16 protein-coding genes and 1 pseudogene are annotated in these 17,577 nt (G+C 72.5%); 8 read left to right on the top strand and 9 right to left on the bottom strand.

Annotated elements, in window-relative coordinates; genetic code table 11:
• Positions 1-48: 48 nt before the first annotated feature.
• Complete coding sequence (locus tag ACZ4TR_RS12540; RefSeq protein WP_465287117.1) at positions 49-2,196, top strand: DUF6351 family protein; 2,148 nt, start codon at positions 49-51, stop codon at positions 2,194-2,196.
• Positions 2,197-2,558: 362 nt separating this feature from the next.
• Here ACZ4TR_RS12540 and ACZ4TR_RS12535 read toward each other — a convergent pair whose 3' ends face one another.
• Positions 2,559-3,998 carry a SpoIIE family protein phosphatase gene (locus ACZ4TR_RS12535; protein WP_465287116.1) on the bottom strand — a complete coding sequence of 480 codons (1,440 nt, stop codon included), beginning with the start codon at positions 3,996-3,998 and terminating at the stop codon, positions 2,559-2,561.
• 4 nt (positions 3,999-4,002) lie between these two features.
• Positions 4,003-4,716 carry a GAF domain-containing protein gene (locus tag ACZ4TR_RS12530; protein WP_465287115.1) on the bottom strand — a complete coding sequence of 238 codons (714 nt, stop codon included), beginning with the start codon at positions 4,714-4,716 and terminating at the stop codon, positions 4,003-4,005.
• 141 nt (positions 4,717-4,857) lie between these two features.
• On the opposite strand from ACZ4TR_RS12530, the gene ACZ4TR_RS12525 reads away from it, so the two are divergent.
• The 3 genes from ACZ4TR_RS12525 to ACZ4TR_RS12515 all read left to right on the top strand — a co-directional run bounded on the left by ACZ4TR_RS12525 (position 4,858) and on the right by ACZ4TR_RS12515 (position 6,339).
• Complete coding sequence (locus ACZ4TR_RS12525; protein ID WP_465287114.1) at positions 4,858-5,457, top strand: DUF2231 domain-containing protein; 600 nt, start codon at positions 4,858-4,860, stop codon at positions 5,455-5,457.
• Positions 5,454-5,939: a hypothetical protein gene (locus ACZ4TR_RS12520; protein ID WP_465287113.1), complete on the top strand. Its 486-nt coding sequence runs from the start codon at positions 5,454-5,456 to the stop codon at positions 5,937-5,939. The genes ACZ4TR_RS12525 and ACZ4TR_RS12520 overlap by 4 nt, the downstream gene beginning before the upstream one ends.
• 178 nt (positions 5,940-6,117) lie before the next feature.
• Positions 6,118-6,339 (top strand): DUF2188 domain-containing protein, encoded by a 222-nt coding sequence (locus ACZ4TR_RS12515; RefSeq protein ID WP_364517799.1) that lies wholly within the window; start codon positions 6,118-6,120, stop codon positions 6,337-6,339.
• 21 nt (positions 6,340-6,360) lie between these two features.
• Here ACZ4TR_RS12515 and ACZ4TR_RS12510 read toward each other — a convergent pair whose 3' ends face one another.
• On the bottom strand, positions 6,361-6,654 hold the full coding sequence (locus tag ACZ4TR_RS12510) for a hypothetical protein (RefSeq protein ID WP_465287112.1): 294 nt from the start codon (positions 6,652-6,654) through the stop codon (positions 6,361-6,363).
• 381 nt (positions 6,655-7,035) lie between these two features.
• Here ACZ4TR_RS12510 and ACZ4TR_RS12505 point away from each other — a divergent pair, with 381 nt between their 5' ends.
• Positions 7,036-7,752: an ANTAR domain-containing protein gene (locus tag ACZ4TR_RS12505; protein WP_465287111.1), complete on the top strand. Its 717-nt coding sequence runs from the start codon at positions 7,036-7,038 to the stop codon at positions 7,750-7,752.
• Positions 7,753-7,772: 20 nt separating this feature from the next.
• Entirely contained in the window at positions 7,773-8,519 is a 747-nt protein-coding gene (locus ACZ4TR_RS12500) for a GAF and ANTAR domain-containing protein (RefSeq protein WP_465287110.1), read from the top strand.
• 856 nt (positions 8,520-9,375) lie between these two features.
• Here ACZ4TR_RS12500 and ACZ4TR_RS12495 read toward each other — a convergent pair.
• From ACZ4TR_RS12495 to ACZ4TR_RS12480, 4 genes are all read right to left on the bottom strand, one after another.
• Positions 9,376-10,152: a GAF and ANTAR domain-containing protein gene (locus tag ACZ4TR_RS12495; RefSeq protein WP_465287109.1), complete on the bottom strand. Its 777-nt coding sequence runs from the start codon at positions 10,150-10,152 to the stop codon at positions 9,376-9,378.
• 120 nt (positions 10,153-10,272) lie between these two features.
• Positions 10,273-10,740: a hypothetical protein gene (locus ACZ4TR_RS12490; RefSeq protein ID WP_465287108.1), complete on the bottom strand. Its 468-nt coding sequence runs from the start codon at positions 10,738-10,740 to the stop codon at positions 10,273-10,275.
• Positions 10,737-12,368 (bottom strand): cytochrome bc1 complex cytochrome b subunit, encoded by a 1,632-nt coding sequence (qcrB, locus tag ACZ4TR_RS12485; protein WP_465287107.1) that lies wholly within the window; start codon positions 12,366-12,368, stop codon positions 10,737-10,739. The genes ACZ4TR_RS12490 and qcrB overlap by 4 nt, the downstream gene beginning before the upstream one ends.
• A 638-nt stretch (positions 12,369-13,006) precedes the next feature.
• Complete coding sequence (locus ACZ4TR_RS12480; protein ID WP_465287355.1) at positions 13,007-14,056, bottom strand: cation diffusion facilitator family transporter; 1,050 nt, start codon at positions 14,054-14,056, stop codon at positions 13,007-13,009.
• 108 nt (positions 14,057-14,164) lie between these two features.
• On the opposite strand from ACZ4TR_RS12480, the gene ACZ4TR_RS12475 reads away from it, so the two are divergent.
• Complete coding sequence (locus ACZ4TR_RS12475; protein ID WP_465287106.1) at positions 14,165-14,554, top strand: ArsR/SmtB family transcription factor; 390 nt, start codon at positions 14,165-14,167, stop codon at positions 14,552-14,554.
• A 2-nt stretch (positions 14,555-14,556) separates the two neighbouring features.
• Positions 14,557-14,640 (top strand): annotated as a pseudogene (locus ACZ4TR_RS12470) (hypothetical protein); the annotation flags it as partial.
• A gap of 238 nt (positions 14,641-14,878) precedes the next feature.
• Here ACZ4TR_RS12470 and ACZ4TR_RS12465 read toward each other — a convergent pair.
• Positions 14,879-15,859 carry a WxL protein peptidoglycan domain-containing protein gene (locus ACZ4TR_RS12465; protein WP_465287105.1) on the bottom strand — a complete coding sequence of 327 codons (981 nt, stop codon included), beginning with the start codon at positions 15,857-15,859 and terminating at the stop codon, positions 14,879-14,881.
• A gap of 63 nt (positions 15,860-15,922) precedes the next feature.
• Positions 15,923-17,473: a purple acid phosphatase family protein gene (locus ACZ4TR_RS12460; RefSeq protein ID WP_465287104.1), complete on the bottom strand. Its 1,551-nt coding sequence runs from the start codon at positions 17,471-17,473 to the stop codon at positions 15,923-15,925.
• Positions 17,474-17,577 lie beyond the last annotated feature (104 nt).

Genomic DNA, 17,577 nt, shown 5'->3' with positions numbered 1-17,577 from the left:
CTGCGCGGTGTCGCGACGACGCGATGCCACAAGCGAGCGGAGTTGCTGGTGGCGAACTGTACTGTGCGCTCATCCCTCGTGGTGGCGACCCTGACCGCGCCCTTCCTGCTGCTGGGGACGGCGACCGCGGTGGCCGCCGCTCCACCCGGGCGGCAGCTGACGATCGAGACGGTGTCGAACCCGCGGCCCGCGCTGGTCAGCGGGGGACAGGTGCTGGTCAAGGTGGTTCCGCCGGAGCGAACCCGGGTCACCGTCGCCACCAACGGCCACGACGTCACCTCGAGCTTCCGCGCCCAGCCGGACGGCAGCCTGCTCGGCCTGGTGAGCGGCCTGCGCGACGGTGTCAACGACCTGAGCGCCCGGGCGAACGGCCACGGCCCGGACCAGCGGGCGAACCTGCGCGTCACCAACCACCCGATCACCGGGCCCGTCTTCTCCGGCGCGCAGCAGCGCCCGTTCTACTGCGAGACCCAGGCGTTCGGCCTGCCCGCGGCGTCGCAGCCGTTCTGCAGCGCGCCGACCCAGGTGACCTACCAGTACAAGACCACCGCCGGGGCTTTCGCGCCGCTGGCGGACCCGGCGGCCCGGCCCGCGGACCTCGCGACGGCCACGGTCGGCGGGCGCGCGGTGCCGTACGTGGTCCGCGTCGAGCGCGGCACGATCGACCGCGCCGTCTACGAGATGGCGGCGCTCTACGACGGCACGCCGTCGCCCGTCGCGCCGGACGCCGGCTGGAACGGGAAGCTGGTCTACACCTTCGGCGGCGGCTGCAACGCGGGCTACCACCAGGGCAACGCGACCGGCGGGGTCGTCAACGACCTGTTCCTGGCGCAGGGCTACGCGGTCGCGTCGTCGACCCTGAACGTGCTCGACAACAACTGCAGCCCGATCATCTCGGCGGAAGCGGCGATGATGGTCAAGGAGCACTTCGTCGAGACCTACGGCCCGGTCGCCCACACCATCGGCTGGGGTGGCTCGGGCGGGGCGATCCAGCAGTACGACATCGCCGAGAACTACCCCGGCATCGTCGACGGCATCATCCCCGGCGTCTCGTTCCCGGACCCGCTGAGCGTGGGCGGCCCGGTGTCGGACTGCCGCCTGCTGAACCGGTACTTCGCCGGGCCGGGCGGATCGTTCACCGCGGCGCAGAAGCAGGCCGTCGCGGGCTTCGCCAGCTACGACACCTGCGTCTCCTGGGAGCAGACGTTCGCCAGCCGCGCCACCGCGACCGGCAGCTGCAACGCGGCCATCCCGGTCGCGGCGCGGTGGGACCCGGTCACCAACCCGCGCGGGGTGAAGTGCAACTCCACCGAGCAGCTGGCCAACCAGATCGGGCGGGACCCGAGGACCGGTTTCGTGCGCAGCCCGCTGGACACCACCGGCGTGCAGTACGGCCTGAACGCGCTGAAGGCCGGGACGATCACCGCGGCACAGTTCGCCGACCTCAACGCCGCGATCGGTGGCCTCGACTACACCGGAAAGCCGGTGCCGCAGCGGATCGCCGCCGACCCGAAGGCACTGAACGCGGCGTACGCCGACGACATCGTGAACTCGGCGTCGCAGGGCCTGCGCGAAACGCCGACCATCGACCAGCGGACCGATCTCGACCTCGCCGGGTTCGGCAACGACATTCACACCACAGAGTGGTCTTACGTGATGCGGCAACGGCTTCTGCGCGCCAACGGCACCGCGGCGAACCAGGTCATCATCGAAAACCACGCCACCGCGGCCGAAGCGGCGGCCGCCGGCGTCTACGAGCTCACCGCGATGGACCGCTGGTTGACCGCGATCGACGCCGACCGTTCCCACCGGAGCCGTCAGCAGAAGGTGCTGGCGAACCGGCCGGCCGATCTCGGCGACGGCTGTTACCTCTCCGCCGCGTCGCGGATCACGGAGAAGCTGACGTACCCGGCGAGCGGCCGGTGCGGCGCGCAGTACCCGGTGGCGGCCAACACCCGGATGGCGGCGGGCGAGAGCCTGGCCCTCGACGTGCTGAAGTGCCGGCTGAAGCCGCTCGACTTCCGCGACTACCCGGTCGCCTTCACCGCCGCGGACCAAAAGCGCCTGCGAGCGGCGTTCCCCGGCGGAGTGTGCGACTACAGCCGTCCGGGCGTCGGGCAGCACGCCCCGATCGGGCCCTGGCTGAGCTACGGCGACGAACGGACCGGTACCACCCCGCCGACGAAACTGCGGTGATCCCACGATCGGGGGCATGGGGACGAAGCACTCCGAAATGTGTTTGTGCGCTGGTCAGCCGGGTAGCCGCCGTTCGTGATGGACTGCCCGGCCGGGCAGTCACCGGGTGTTCGCGTGGGCGACGAACGGAGGCCAGCCATGGACGTCATGCAGATCGAGTCCGTGCCGGAGGGCACACCGCAACCGGTGGGCACGACGGAGACCGTCGCCGAGGCCGAGGACCTCGAACCCACCATCGTCCTGGGACGCGAGTGAGGTAAGCGCCCGTATCCAAGCCGGCGGAGAACCGTCGGCGGCGTCGAGCCGAAGGACCACGGAAGTCCCCTTGTGGACTCGATGCCCGCCCCGGGACCGCCGGCCGGTCAAAACCACCCGGATGACCTCCGGTCGCCGAAGGGGCGCAGCAGCAGAACGCTGGCGTCGTCGGCCAGCCGGCCGTTCGCGTGGTCCAGCACCGCCCGGGTGATCCGCCGGGCTGCTTCGGGCAGCAGCCGGGTGGGCACGTCGTGTTCGAGCACCCGCGCCAGCCCGGAGAACCCGAAGGCGCGGCCGTCGTCGTCGCGAGCGCCGGTGACGCCGTCGGTGTAGAGCACCACGTCGTCGCCGCGTCGCAGCTGCTCTTCGGCGGGGACCCGGTCCGCCCGGCGGCCGAACGGCGGCGCCGGATCGCCGGTTCGGAGCTCGGTCAGCGTGCCGTCCCGCAGCAGCACCGGGCCGGGCCGGCCGGCGGTCACGTGGACGAGCCGCCCGGTGGCGGCGTCGAACCGGCCGATCACCCCGGAGACGCCACCGTGACCGCCCGAGGACCCGATCGCTTCGTCGAGGGCGTGTGCCTGCTCCGGCAGATCGCGCCCGTCGCGGCGGGCGGCGCGGTAGGCCGACAGCGCGACGGCCGCGGCCAGCGCACCCGTGCGATCGCGGGTGCCGGCGTCGAAGATCGCGAACGACACCGAGGTCTCCGACAGGGCGTAGTCGAACACGTCGCTGGTGGTGCCGTAGGCCGGTTCGGTCGCCGCGGCCACGGTCATCGTCTTCGTCGCGGCGGTCAGCGGCGGCAGCGCCGTCCAGAGCAGCTCGGTGACCGGACCGCGGTGTTCGCGGCGCCGGACGCGGTCGAGACCGTCGCCGTACTGCGTGGTGATGGTGACCAGGTGGCCGAACAGGTAGGCCAGCCACCGGCACTGGTCGCGCAGCACGGGGTCGTGCGGATCCGTGCCGTCGGTGGGGTGCGCCTCGAGCACGCCGAGCCGTTCCACCCCGTCCAGCAACGGCGCCCACAGCCGGGGGCCGCCCGGCTCGGCGGTGACCACCACGTCGCCGCGCTGGAACGCTTCGCCGGCCGGGGTGGATTCGATTTCGAGGGGCGCGCCGGCGCCGGGCACGGGCACGAGGGTGCGCTGGGCGTAGTCGGCGAGGTAGACCCCGACCCGCAGGCCGACGGCCCGCCCGGCGGCGTCCATCAGGAACGGCAGCCGCTCCGGGGCCGCGCGGTGGGCTCCTTCGAGCAGCTCGACCAGCGCGGCCAAGGGCCCGCTGACGGGGTGGGACTGGCGGACGGGCCGGCTGTAGGGGACCCGGTCGCGGCCGAGGAGTTCGTCCAGCCGTTCGTTGACCGCGTGGGCCAGCATGTCGCGCTGCACCCCGGGCAGCGGCATGGCTCCGTTGAGGTAGGCGTCGACCTCCAAAAGGTCGACTGAGCCGCCCAGCGCGAAGTAGCGCATCCAGAGCTGTTCCAGGGTGAGGTCAGCGCGCGCGAAACACCGGACAAGCCGCTGTCGCTGTTCGTCTTCGGTGGCGGTCATGGCGTCAGCTGCCCGGGTGGTGCCCGACGAGGGAGGCGGCTGCCTGGGCGACGTCCTGGTGCCGCGCCCGGGCCAAGCTCAGCAACATGCCGAACGCCGCGTCCTCGCCGACGCTTTCCCGTTCCATCAACGCCCCCTTCGCCATGTTGAGCACGTCCCGGCTGCGCAAGGTTTCCTTGAAGGCGTCACTCGCCCGGCGGGTGCCCTCGGCCTGTCGCACGAACCCGAGCAGCACGCCCGCCTGGGCGGCGAACAAGGTGAGCAGCCGTTCGTCCCGGGCGGAGAAGGCGCCGGCCTCGCGGGCGTAGACCTTCACCGCGCCCACAGCGGTGTCCTGGACCAGCAGAGGCGCGCTGAGGGCCGCGAGCATTCCCATTTCCGCGGCCGCCGGGCCCCACCGCGGCCAGCGGGAATCGGTCCGAACGTCGTCGACGCGGTGCGTAGCGCGCTCGGAGAACGCGGACAAACAGGGGCCTTCGCCGAGCGTGTACTGCAGGTCGTCGGCCCTGCGCACCACCTGGTCCGAGGCCACCGCGGTGGTCCGCCGGCCTCCCTCGAACAGGCTCACCCCGGCGCCCACCGACGCCGCGATCGCTTCCCGGGCCGAAGTGGCGATGATCTCCATGGCCGGCTCGACGCTGTCCCACGTCAGCAGCAGGCCGGACATCCGCGCCACGACGACGGCCAGTTCGTCGGCCAGTGGCAGGTCGGCAGGCACTCCTCGCCCCTCCTCTCCGAGGCTCGAAGGGTTCGTGGCGACGGGCTACCCAGGCCGCGGTCTTTTACGCCTGCCCGGCGGCGCGGTCGGCGAACAAAGCCCGCTGGGATTGACCGCGGACCGCGCGGGTAGCCGGGAGCCATGACGGACAACCCGGACAGCAACGTGGACGACGGCGGACCGGCGAACGGCGGCGCGGTGGCCGCACCCCACCGCCTGCTCGCGGCGGTGGAGCGGGCACGGAGCCTGGACGGGCCCGCCGAGGCCGTCGTCAAGCCGCTGCGGCGGCTCTTCGGCGGCCGAGCGGGCCGGTCGCTGCGCGGAGAGGAGCTCGGGCACCCGCTGCACCCACTGGCGGTCACGCTGCCGATCGGGGCGTGGCTGTGCTCGTCACTGCTGGACTTCCTGCCGGGCAACGACTCCGCCGCCCGCCGGCTCGTGGCGGTGGGCTTGCTGGCCACGCCGGTGGCGATGGTGCTGGGCGCCGCGGACTACAGCGAGCTGGACGTCCGCCAGCGCCGCGTCGGCTTGGCCCACGCCGCGGCCAACGCGCTCGCCGCCGCGGTGTTCGCCCAGTCCTACTTCGCTCGGGGCCGGGGCGCGAAGGCGGCGGGAAAGACGCTGAACCTCTTCGGCCTGCTCGTGCTCAGCGCCGGCGGCGCGCTCGGCGGCCACCTGGCCTACGCCCAGGGCGCCGGGGTCTTCCGGTGGCAGTCCGGGAGCGCGGGTGCTCCGCGATGACCGGCTACCTGGCGATCTACCTGCGTGACCAGCTCGCGCTCGGGGTCACCTGGCGGGCCCTCGCCCGCCGCGCCCGCGACCACAACCAAGGCACCGAGCTCGGTGCGGCACTGGCGCAGGTGGCGGACGGGATCGCGGAGGACGTGCGGACGTTCGAGGCGATCATGAAGACCCTCGGAGTCCGGCCCAACCGCGCGAAGGTCGCCTTGGCGGCGGCCGGGGAGCGGTTCGGGCGGCTCAAGCGCAACGGCCGGTGGGTGTCGTACTCGCCGCTGAGCCGTTTCCTGGAGCTGGAGATGCTCGCGATGGGCATCGAGGGCAAGAAGATCCTGTGGCACACGCTCGGCGAGCTGGCCGGGTTGCGGGACCGGTTGCCGGGTACGGACTTCGACGAGCTGCTCGTCCGCGCCGCCCGCCAGCGGCAGACCTTGGAGCCCTTCCGGCGCGAGGCCGGGGCTCGGGCGTTCGCCGCGAAGACGTGATTTCGCCCAGGGGAGTTTAGCGACCACCCTGCGTGGTATGCCGTCGGCGCCCGCTGCTTGTTCTGGCAGCGCGCTCCCGGTCGAAACCGCGGCCGTTTTCGAAGGCGCGCGGTCACGCCGCGCGTGTCGCGGCGGTCACCGGAAGCGGTCCGCCTGGTCAGTGCGGGGAAGGAACACCATGGCCGAGGGCGACGTCCACACCGTGCTCGAAGACGGCGTGTGGAAGAACCGGATCGAGGGTGGCTCTCGGGCGTCGAACACGTCGCCGCGCCGCGTCGATGCGGTGGTCGCGGGCCGGCAGACGGCCAAGAAGCGACGGGTGGCCCACGTGGTCCACACGCCCGACGGCGGCGTCGAAAGCGAGCGCGACTACCGGCCGCGCAGCAGCTCCGCACGCTGAGCCGGCTCGCGGCCCAGGCTCTCACGGCCGTGGTCGCCGGCGCGTCCACGGCCGGCGGTCGCGGTGCTCGCCGGCCGCGGCGGCGCACCGGTGGCACAGTGCCAGCCGTTCGTCCGTGGTGTCGGCGAGCCACCGGGCGTCCGGCCACAGCACGTGCGGGAAGCGCCGCAACCCGGCTTTGCGCAACGGGATGCCGCACAGCGTCTGGTTGGTTCCGATCCGCCAGGCGTGCACCGACCCGCGAGGTGCGCGCACGCCTTCGTCGTCGAGCCACTGGTTCGACGCGGCCACGGCGGGTTCGCGACGTCCGGCCACTCAGCGCCACCCGCGCCGCGGGGTCCGGTGGTGGACGGGCGAGGGCAGGTCGGTCATGCGGTCCTCCGGAACGTCGGCGTCGACCGCGCTTACCCGAGCCGGCCGGCGATACACCCGGTGGTACGGGTTGGTGACGCGCCGGCCCAGCCGGGCCGGGCCGAGGTCTTGAACCGCCGCGAAGCCGAGTCGCCGACCGGAACCGTGGGCCAAGCGACTTCCCGCTGGCGGACCGAAGCCACCGCCGGTAGCCCTCAAGGGTGGCCGGTGCCGCGAAGGTGACGTGCCACCGGTGGCGCCCCGCATGCCCGCCGCGGCGGTGTCTCGTAGGCTGGCGGTTCCGGGTGCCGGCCCGGTGGCGCGCGGCGTGGAGAGGGCGCAACGGTGGATGGACAGCCTCGGGAGCGGTTGTGGCGGGCGATCGCCGCGGCCGCCGAGGTACCGGGTCGCCGCGACAGCTGGGCGCAGGCGGTCTGCCTGGCCTGCGTGGAAACCCTGGAGCACGCCGACGCCGCCATCTTGGCGTTGCGAGGGGGCTCCCGCTCCGAGGAGGTGCTGGGTGCCAGTGACCCGTGGGCGGCGAGACTGGCGGAACTGCAGTACACCGTCGGCGAAGGCCCCGGCGTGGAAGCGTTCGGCACCGGCAGCCCGGTACTGGTTTCCGACCTGAGCGTCGAGCAGGTGCGCTGGCCCGGGTTCGCCGACGCGGCGCTCGCGGTGGGCGCGGCGGCGGTGTTCGCGTTCCCGCTCCGGTTCGGGGCGATCAAGTTCGGCACTCTCGAGCTGGTCCGCCGCCGTCCCGGGGGGCTGCCCAGCGCGCAGCGGCGGGATGCCGCGCTGGCGGCGGACCTGGCCACGGCGGCCCTGCTCCGGCACACCCGCGAGGCGGAGCGGGCGGGCCACGACTTCGCGCCCCGTCCCGTCGCTTCGTTCCAGGACGTCAACATCGCCACCGGCATGCTCGCCGCGCAGCTGCAGATCACCCTCGACGACGCGTTCGCCCGGCTGCGCGCCCACGCGTTCGGCCTGGACCGGTCGGTCCGGGACGTCGCCCGGGACGTGCTGGAGCGGCGCATCTCCCTGGACGAGCTGGCCGAATGATCCCCTCAGCAGGAGGCAACATGAGCAACCGCCTTGACGGGGAGTCCGGCACGGCTCCACCCGACCTGGCCAGTGCGCTGGTCACGATCACTTCGCGCCTGGTGGGCAGTCCGGACAACGCCACCGTGCTGCGCCTGGTCACCGAGGTCGGCACCGGACTGCTGCGCGCGACCGCGACCGGCGTGATGCTGACCGGTGCCGGCGGGCACCTGGAGGTGGTGGCGGCCTCGGACGAGACGGCCCGGTTCGTCGAACTGCTGCAGACCCACATCGAGCAGGGGCCGTGCGTGGACTGCATCGCGGCCGCCGCGGTGATCACCGCATCGGATCTGGCGGCCGAGCGGGAGCGGTGGCCCGAGTTCGTGCCGGCGGCCCTGGAGGCCGGCTACCGGTCGGTGGTCGCGGTTCCGCTGCGGCTGGACGGAACCGCCGTCGGCGGGTTCAACCTGCTCTACGCCACCGCGACGACCGTGCCGCGGTGGCAGCTCGACCTGGCGCAGGTGGTGTCGGACCTCGCGGTGCTCGCCCTGGTCCAGGAACGCGGCGACCGCCGCGCGGACCGGCTGCTCGAAGCCACGGTCACGGCGCTGAACGACCGGGTCCAGCTCGACCACGCCGTCGGCCTGGTCGCCGGCACCCTCGGGATCACCCCGGCGGCGGCCCGCGCTCTCGTGCTCGGCCATGCCACCCATCACGGCCTCGTCCTGCGGGAGGTGACCCGTGCGGTCACCGACGGCACCCTCGCGCCGGCCGACCTGACCGCCTGACCGGGGTCGGCTCCAGCCCCCGCAGTTCCGGTCGGCCGTTCCGTCGGCCCGGGCATCGGCGGCCGCCGTGGCGCCCGCCCCGCCGCGTCGGCCGGGATACGGTGAGCGCAGTCCGTGGGCACCTCGCACGCGGGTGGTCACACCCGCGTCGTTCCCGGACTGTCCAGTTCGGCCGGTGTCAGAGGTCGAGGACGGGAGCGCCGACATGACGTCGGGCCCGCACACGACCACCGTGACTCCTGCAGCCGCCGGAACTCTTTGGCGCAGTCCCCATCACCGAACGCCCGGCCGCGAGGTCGGTCGGTCCGTGGCGTGCCGGCCGGAAGGCGGCGACCGATCACTCTCGAAGGGACCTGCCGATCGCCACACATCGGACTGTTCGTCGCACGACCATCTCCTGCCGGGCAAAGTGAGCTGGTGCATGCCACCGACGCGGTCAGCACCGCCCTGGCGGACGTGCAGTTCGCGCTGGGCGAAGGTCCGGGTTTCGAGGCGTACGCCGGCGGCGACCCGGTGCTCGTGCCGGACTCCGCCGCCGACCTGGCCGGTCGTCGCCGGGCAGCTGACCGGCATCGCCGCGCTCGCGTTGTCGGGCCTGTCGCCGAACGCCGGTCGCCGGCTCGACGGAGACGGGTCCAGGATGTCGGGCGCGGGAATGCGGTACCGGCAGGTCTCCCAGGCCACCGGCATGGTGATGGCCGTGCTCACGCTGCGGGCGGCCCCTGCTCGACGTCGCCGCCGAGATCGTGACCAGGCAGCTCGACCCGGCCGAGGTCGCCGACCCGCAGCCGTGACGAGAGCGCCCCTGGCCGGCCCGCGGGAACGAGACCGGGGGCCTCGTCGGTGAGCAGGCGGGTCAGGCCGAGCCCGCCGCGCCGCCGCGCTGAGCCGGTTCGACGATCGCCGGCTGGGCCACGATGAACGCGGCGATGTCGCGGACCTTGCGGTTCGTCCGCTGGGAGAGCCGGGTGAGCCAGGCGAACGCCTCGTCGGCGGTGAGCTCGCGGCGAGCCATCACGATGCCCTTGGCGGTGGCGATCGTGTCGCGGGTCTCCAGTGCGGTGACCAGCTGCCGGGCTTGGACCTGGGCGTGGGCCCACCGGGCCGCGGTCAGGATGATCCCGGACATGGCGCTGGTGAACAAGGCGACCAGGGCGGCGTCCATCGGGTCGAAGGCGTCCTGCTTCCGGCTCCACACGTTCAGCGCGCCCGACAGGTCGTGGTGGCGGGCCGCTTCCCCGGTCACCGCGTCGTCGACGCCGACGAACAAGGGGCAGGACAGCATCGTTTCGACGCCGGCCCCGGCCGCGGCCTCGCCGAACACGGGCCACCTCCGGCGGGCCGTGGCCGTGTCGGTGCGGACGACCGTCTCGGTGCGCGTCGCCTCGAGGCAGGGGCCGTCGTCGAGGGAGTACTGGGCCTTGTCGAGGACGAGCACGCTCTCCTCGGTGGCCGCGATGGTGCGGGGCACGCCGCCGTCGAACAAGGTCACGCTCGCGGCGTCGGCGCCGGGCAGCAACGCCACCACCCGGGTGGCCATCCGCGCCAGGGTCTCGTCGCGGGACTCGCCGGCCCGCAGTGATTCCGTCAGCTCGAGCAGGGCCGCGGAGACGTCGTGCGTCCGGTGGTCCATCTTCACGCCCTCCTCGATTCCTCCGCGGACCCCCTTGATCCGCGCCTCGTGGATCCAACTTCCCACGTCGCCCGGCGGATCGCCAGGGGAGCGGTTCCACGGCCGGGTCAGGCCGAAGGCTCAGCCGAACGGGATGCTGGCCGCCAGGCAGGCCCGCCGTCCCCTGGCCCGGCCCAGCGCGGCGAGGTCGTCGACGATCAGGTCGTCTTCGCCGGTGCCGGGCCGGGGCGGGAGCAGGATGAACAGCACCTGTCGCTGGCGGTGTGCGGCACAGGTCCACTCCAGTGGCGGGTTCGCCGGTTCGAAACCGACGGTGAGGCTCCGGCCGCCGACGTGCACGGTCACCGCGGGCCGGTCGGTGATCTCGACGTGGCAGCCGGCGGCCCAGGGCCAGAGGCCGCGTTCCCACTCCCACCCGGCCGGGGTGGCGAAGCCGGCCTTGCTCAGCAGGCGGACCAGCTCCCGGTGGTCGTCGGGGCGGCCCGGCTGCAGGAGCAGCACGGGGTACAGGTTCTCGTCCTCGTAGACGAGAACGTCGATCTGCCAGCGGGAGGGCATCGCCGTGCCGCCGGAGCCCGGCGGGGTCATGGCCGGGCCTGCCCGTCTTGCGGTTCGCCGCCGAGGCCGTGGCGCAGCTGTCCGCGGCGGGCCGCCGCTTCCAGAGCCGCGGTCTCCTCCGGTGGGTCGGGGCGCAGCAGGCTGCCCGGCACCGCGTGCCCGGCCGCGCCGAGCTTGTTCGGCTTCTTCGGGACCGACGCGCCTTGATAGGTCAGGGCCTTGCCGTCGAGCGGCTGGTGGATCTCCAGGTAGGTGCCGTCCGGGGTGCGGGTGATGATGCCGGTTTCGATGCCGTGGTCGAGGACTTCGCGGTCGGAGCGTTGCAGGGCGAGGCAGACGCGGTAGGTGATCAGGTAGGCGACGGGTGGGGCGAGCAGCAGGCCGATGCGCCCGGCCCAGGTGGTGGCGTTGAGGGAGATGTCGAACTGCAGGGCGATGATGTCGTTGAACGACGAGAGCGTCAGCACGCCGTAGAACGCCAGCGCCATCATCCCGATGCCGGTGCGGACCGGGACGTCCCGCGGACGCTGGACCAGGTTGTGGTGGGCGGTGTCGCCGGACAAACGGCGTTCGAGCCAGGGGTAGCTGATCAGGGCGCCGAGGAGCAGGGTCATGCCGACGACCCCGGCGAAGAACGGCTGCGGCACCGTGTGGCTGCCGAGGAACAGCTCCCAGGGCGGGTAGACGCGCAGCAGGCCGTCCGCCCAGCCCATGTACCAGTCCGGCTGGGAGCCGGCGGAGACCTTCGACGGGTCGTAGGGGCCGAACTTCCACACCGGGTTGATCTGGAAGAGCCCGGACATCAGCGCGAGGATGCCGGTGACGAGCGCGAAGAAGGCGCCGCCCTTGAGCGCGAACACGGGCAGGATCCGGACGCCGACGACGTTGGTCTCTTTCCGGCGGACGCCGGGGAACTGGGTGTGCTTCTGGTACCAGACCAGCGCCAGGTGGACGCCGACGAGCGCGAGCATGATCCCGGGCAGCAGCAGGATGTGGATCGTGTAGAGCCGGGGGATGATGACGTCGCCGGGGAATTCGCCGCCGAAGAGGGCCCAGTGGATCCAGGTGCCCACCACGGGCAGCGACAGCACGATGCCGGACAGCGTGGCGCGGATGCCGGTGCCCGACAGCAGGTCGTCGGGCAGCGAGTAGCCGAAGAAGCCCTCGAACATACCCAGGATCAGCAGCAGCGCACCGATCACCCAGTTGGCTTCGCGGGGACGGCGGAACGCTCCGGTGAAGAAGATCCGGAACATGTGGATCATCATGGCGGCGACGAAGATCAGCGCGGCCCAGTGGTGCAGCTGGCGCATGAAGAGCCCGCCGCGGACTTCGAACGAGAGGTCGAGGGTGGTCGCGAACGCCCGGGACATCGGCACGCCGCGCAGGTCCGCGTAGGCGCCTTGATAGGTGACTTCCTGCATCGACGGGTCGAAGAAGAGCGTCAGGTACACGCCGCTGAGCAGCAGGACGATGAAGCTGTAGAGGGCCACCTCGCCCAGCAGGAACGACCAGTGCGTCGGGAAGACCTTATTGAACTGCCGCCGCAGGCCCCCGGCCGCGTGCAGCCGCTGGTCGGCACCGCCGGCCGCGGACGCCGCCGCGCGGGTGGCTCGGCCCGGTCCGCGGGTGGGGGCGGGAACGTGGCTGGGACTCATGGTTCCTCCGCGGGATCGGTGACCGTCAGCGGCGCTTACCCGGGCTTTTTGCCAACAACCCTTCGATCACTTGGCGCGTCGCGAACCCCATGGCGTATCCGCGGGCGAATTCTCCTGCGGATACGCCGTGCGGTCCGGGCCAGTGCGCGCAACGGCCCCGATCTCCTCGGGAGAAATCGGGGCCGCGCTCGGAGCGTGCCGCCTCGGCGGGTGACCGGAGCGTCGTGGCAGCACGGGGGCCACCGGCGACATTCCCGTACCGATCCCCGGTAAACCGGCTGGTGCGCAGGCCGCGCCCCGGAAGCGACGGACGTCACCTGCCGGGCGGCCGTGGCCCGGAAACAATCGCGCGGCGGGGACGTTGTAGAGGGTGTCGGTACGGCGGTGTCCCCGGGCCTCACCCCTTGCCTTCACGGAATACCGATCCGGTCGGAGCCGTGTCGTGCCACCCGCCGAGAGGCGACCCCCGTACCGGCCTCAGTCTCCCGTTTCCGCTCGCAGGTCGACCCCCCTCAGACCTCCGCGGGGCGGAAACGGGACCGAATCGTCCGACCGCGTTCGGCAGCTCAAGCGGCGCGACATCGCCGCCTGGCCGCCGACGCCCGGGTCGTGCCGGACCGGAGACTGCCGCAGGGAACTCACGTGGTGCGCGTGCCGGCCGTGCCGGGTTCGGCCCGTCTCCTCTCCCACCCGGCGGCGGGCTCGGTGAGGATGGCCGCGGCGGTGAGCCGTGGTACGGCGTGCCGCAGGCGGGCTTCGACGTCGTGGGTGAGCTGGTGGGCCTGCTTGACCGTGAGGTCGGCGTCCACCCGGACCGCGAGTTCCGCCCTCAGCGCGTGGCCGATCCAGCGCATCCGCAGATCGGTCACGTCCCGGACCCCGGGAATCGCGCGGGCGGTCCGCTCGGCGAGGTCGACGGTCGCCGGGTCGACGGCGTCCATCAGGCGCCGGAAGACTTCCTTCGCCGCGTCGCGCAGGACGAACAGGATCGCGACGGTGATGAGCAGGCCGATGACCGGGTCGGCGGCGGGGAAGCCGAGCCCGACTCCGGCGGCGCCGAGCACGACGGCCAGCGAGGTGAACCCGTCGGTCCGGGCGTGCAGGCCGTCCGCCACGAGCGCGGCCGACCCGATCTGGCGGCCCACCGTGATCCGGTACCGCGCGACCAGCTCGTTGCCGATGAAGCCGACCACGCCGGCCGCCGCGACGACCCACAGGTGCTGGACCGGCTGCGGGGTGATCAGCCGCAGCACCGCTTCGTAGCCGGCGAGCGCCGCGGAAGCGGCGATGAGCAGCACGACGACCACTCCGGCGAGGTCCTCGGCCCGGCCGAGGCCGTAGGTGTAGCGGCGGGTGGCGGCGCGGCGGCCGAGCAGGAACGCGATCCCGAGCGGGAGCGCGGTGAGCGCGTCGGCGAAGTTGTGGATCGTGTCGCCCAGCAGCGCGACCGAGCCGGTGATGAGCACCAGCGCCAGCTGCGCCACCGCCGTGACGAACAACGCGGTGAACGACCAGATGAGCGCCCTGATGCCGCGCTTGCTCGTCTCGAGCGCGGTGTCGACGCGGTCGGCGCTGTCGTGGCTGTGGGGCGTGATCAGGTGCCGCAGCGCGCTCAATCCGCGGCGCCGCCCCTGGCCGTGGCCGTGGGCATGCCCGTGTCCACGGTGGTCGTGGCCCTGCTTCGCCATGGCTGTCTCCGGTTCCGCGGTCGTCGGATCTTCGCTGCCCACGTTAGCAGCGTATATGCGTACACATGCAGGTACGTAGGCAGCTGGATGAGCAGGTAGGCTGGCCGGATGCACGAATCGCTGCCGGACTTCGACATGCCCACCGAGGAGCAGGTTCACCTCGCCGCCGAGTCCCTCCGGCTGCTGGCGGACCCGACGCGGATCAAGGTGCTGTGGGCGCTGCTGCAGGGCGAGTCGTCGGTGGCTTGCCTGGCGGAGCTGGCCGGCGCGGCCCCGACCGCGGTCAGCCAGCACCTGGCGAAGCTGCGGCTGGCCGGGTTGGTCAAGGGCCGCCGCGAGGGCACGTTCGTCTACTACTCGGCCGCGGACGACCACGTCCGCGGCCTGCTCGCGCAGGCACTGCACCACGCCGACCACGTCGACCGCGGCATCACGGAGGGCCAAGGCGGCGACCACGCCCAACCGCACCGGCCGCGCGCGAGGCGAGCCACTCGATAGCCGTGCTGCTCTCGGTGGACCTGCTGTTCGCCGCGGCGAACCTCACCAAGCTCGTCCACGGCGCGTGGCTGCCGCTGCTGATCGCGCTCACCGCGTTCACCGTCATGACGACGGGGCAACGCGGCCGCCGGATCGTCACGGCGAGGCGTCCTACTTCCTGTCCGAGATCGAGCTCCGCCGCGGCGACGAGCCGACCATGGCGGGCCGGCGCAAGCGCCTGTTCATCGCGACGTCGTACCTCGCCGCCGACGCCCGCTCCCTCGCGACCGGACGGTCATCATGGGCTCGCACATCGAGGTGTAGTGCCGGTTGCCCGCGGGTGGATCAGACCGCGACCTCGTCGCGCTCCGGCAGGCGCTCGTCTTCGCCGGGCGTGGCTCGCCGCCGGCGTCGGAGCACGACCAGCACGGCGATCAGCGCGACGACGCAGGCCACCAGCGTCCACGGGACGGCCCACGCGTGTGTCGTCGTCCCGGTGGCGGGCAGGGGAGCGGTCGAGCCAGCCGCGTCGGTGAGCAGCGGGACGACGGTGACGGTCCCGGTCAGGGACAGCGCCGGGGTGACCGCGTGCACCGGCACCGATACCTTCCGGGTCTCGCCGGGCAGCAGCTGCGGCGAGTCGGGAATGGCGCCGGCCTGGACGCGCAGGCTGCCGAAGGGGCCGGAGACCGATGCCGACTGCCGCGCCGCGACGACGGCGTTGCCGGTGTTGCGCAGCGTGTAGGTCAGGGTGGCGTCGCCGGTGCCGAACGGGTTCGCGGTGCCCGCGTAGCCCACTTCCGCGTCCTCGACCGACAGGCCCGGACGCAGGTCGCCGCCGACGCGCAGCCGGATCCGGATGCCGACCCGCCGCTCGACGCCGCCCTGGGTCGTCGACGTGAGGATGCCACCCAGGTGATCACCGGAGGACGCATCGGGCGGAACCGTGACCGTGAAAGGCATTTCGGCGGTCTGTCCCGGTTGGACAGTGAGGTGGTCCTGGCTCGGCCGGACCCACGCGCCGACCCCGGTCGACGGCTTGCCCTTGGCGAGGAGGTCGAGCCGGCCGCTGTCGGTGGTGAACGCGTCCGCGCTGTACACGGCCAGGTCGAGCGGGGCCGGGCCGTGGTTGGCGATCACCAGGCCGTCGTCGATGCGTTCGCCCGCGTCGGCGGTGTAGCTGTAGTTGTCCCGGTCGGTGCCGAGGTCGTTGACCGCCGTCGCCACCGTCCATGGCACGTCGTCCTGGGCACTGGCGACGCCGGGGGTGACCGCGGCGAAGCCGGCCGCGGCCAGCAGGGCCACGACAACGCGGGTGATGTGCATGGGGATCCAAGTCGGGAAAAGTGTGGTGGGGCGGGGTCTCCGCCCCACCACGCGGTCAGCGGGTCAGTTCAGCGCGGTGACGGTGCGCCCGGGGCCGGTGGCCGGCTGCTCGAGCCAGCACGGCTTGCCCGGGGGCGTGTGGTTGTGGCCGCGGTAGGGGTGGATGGTGACCTTGTCGACGACGGAGCCGACCGGCTGGGCCGGGGTGGCGCCGCTGTCCGGGCCGCACCACGAGACCTTGCCGAGCTCGACCGCCGCGTTCGGGGCGGCGCAGGTGCCGCTGCGGAGGTTCTGCACGACGAGCTTGTCGTCCCGCACCCCGACCTTGACGTAGGTGCGGACGTGCTCCTGGTTCTCGACCGAGTTGGCCCAGTGGTGGTCCGGGTTCAGCGGGTCGGGACCGTAGTTCGGGTCCTGGGTGGTGTCCGGGTCGGTCAGGTCGTAGTACTTCGAGCCCGACGCGGAGTTCGCCGTCACGTAGACGACGCCGCCGGGACCCTGGGTCACCTGGGTGGCGCCGGGCTGCTCGCCCGGGTCGGCCTTCTGCCCGTTCTTGATCACGTAGCTGCGGGAGTAGCTGTGGTCGTGGCCCTGCAGGACCAGGTCGACGCCGAGGTTCGAGAACGCGGTCGGGAAGTCCTGACGGCGCTTCTGGTTGTCGGCGTCGTTGGCGTGGTCGGCCGGCGAGTAGATCGAGTGGTGGTAGACCAGCACGGTGTACTTCGCCTTGCGGCCTTCCTTCTTCACGACGTCGGTGACGTACCCGATGTGCGCCTCGTCCGCGCCGGCGGCGTAGGCGTTGCTGTTCAGGTCGATGAACAGCACGTCCTTGTAGCGGAACCAGTAGTCGCCGCCGGACCGGGTGGCCGGGTCGCCGTTGTAGTACGCCGACGAGCGGTCGGTGTTCGGGGTCCAGAAGTGCTGCTCGTAGGCCTTGCCGCCGACGTCGTGGTTGCCGATGGTGGCGGCCCACGGGTACTGCCGCAGCTTGTCGGACGCGAGGAAGGCGTCCCACTGCGTTTCGGTGTTGGCGCTCTCGACCTGGTCGCCGCCCGAGACGAGCAGCTCGGCGTTCGGGTTGGCGCCGAGGGCGACGTTCAGGGTGTCGGCCCAGCCGGCGCCGTCCTCGGCCGTGTTGCCCGACGACCCGATCTGCGGGTCGCCGAAGAACAGGAAGTCGAAGTCGCCGCGGAAGTCCTGCGTCTTGAAGGTGTGGACCGGCGACCAGCTGCCGCCGGAGCCGACGCGGTAGGAGTAGCCGGTGCGCTGGCGCAGGCCGTCGAGCGTGGCGTGCGCGTTGAAGCCGCCGTTGACGCTGTTCGCGGTGACGGTGGCCGGGAAGGTCTGGGCGTTCTTCGGGAACTGGCCGTGCTTGATCCGGTCGCTCGGGGCGACCTGCACGACCTGGGCGGCGCCGGTGGCGGAGTACCAGCTCACGACGCGCTGGTTCTCCTGGGCGCCGACGCCGAGGACGATGCCGGACAGCTTCACCGGCTCGTCGGCGGCGGCCGCGGTGACCGGGCCGGTGCCGAACGCCACGGCCAGGCCCAGCGCCGCCGCGGTGAGGCCGCGGGCGGCGGGCCGTGCGCCCGCGATCGATCTGAGGAACTTCATCGGGGTGGGTCCATTTCGGTCGGAGAGGTTGAGCCGCTCGAAGCGTTTACGCCGCTCATGTGAGCCAGGTGAACAAGGCTCGTCGGCCCGGTTGCGCGGGCCGG

Source organism: Amycolatopsis sp. NPDC028719, from assembly GCF_055565395.1.
The sequence above is the reverse complement of the archived record's forward strand: the minus strand, read 5'-3'. Positions and strand labels throughout refer to the sequence as shown.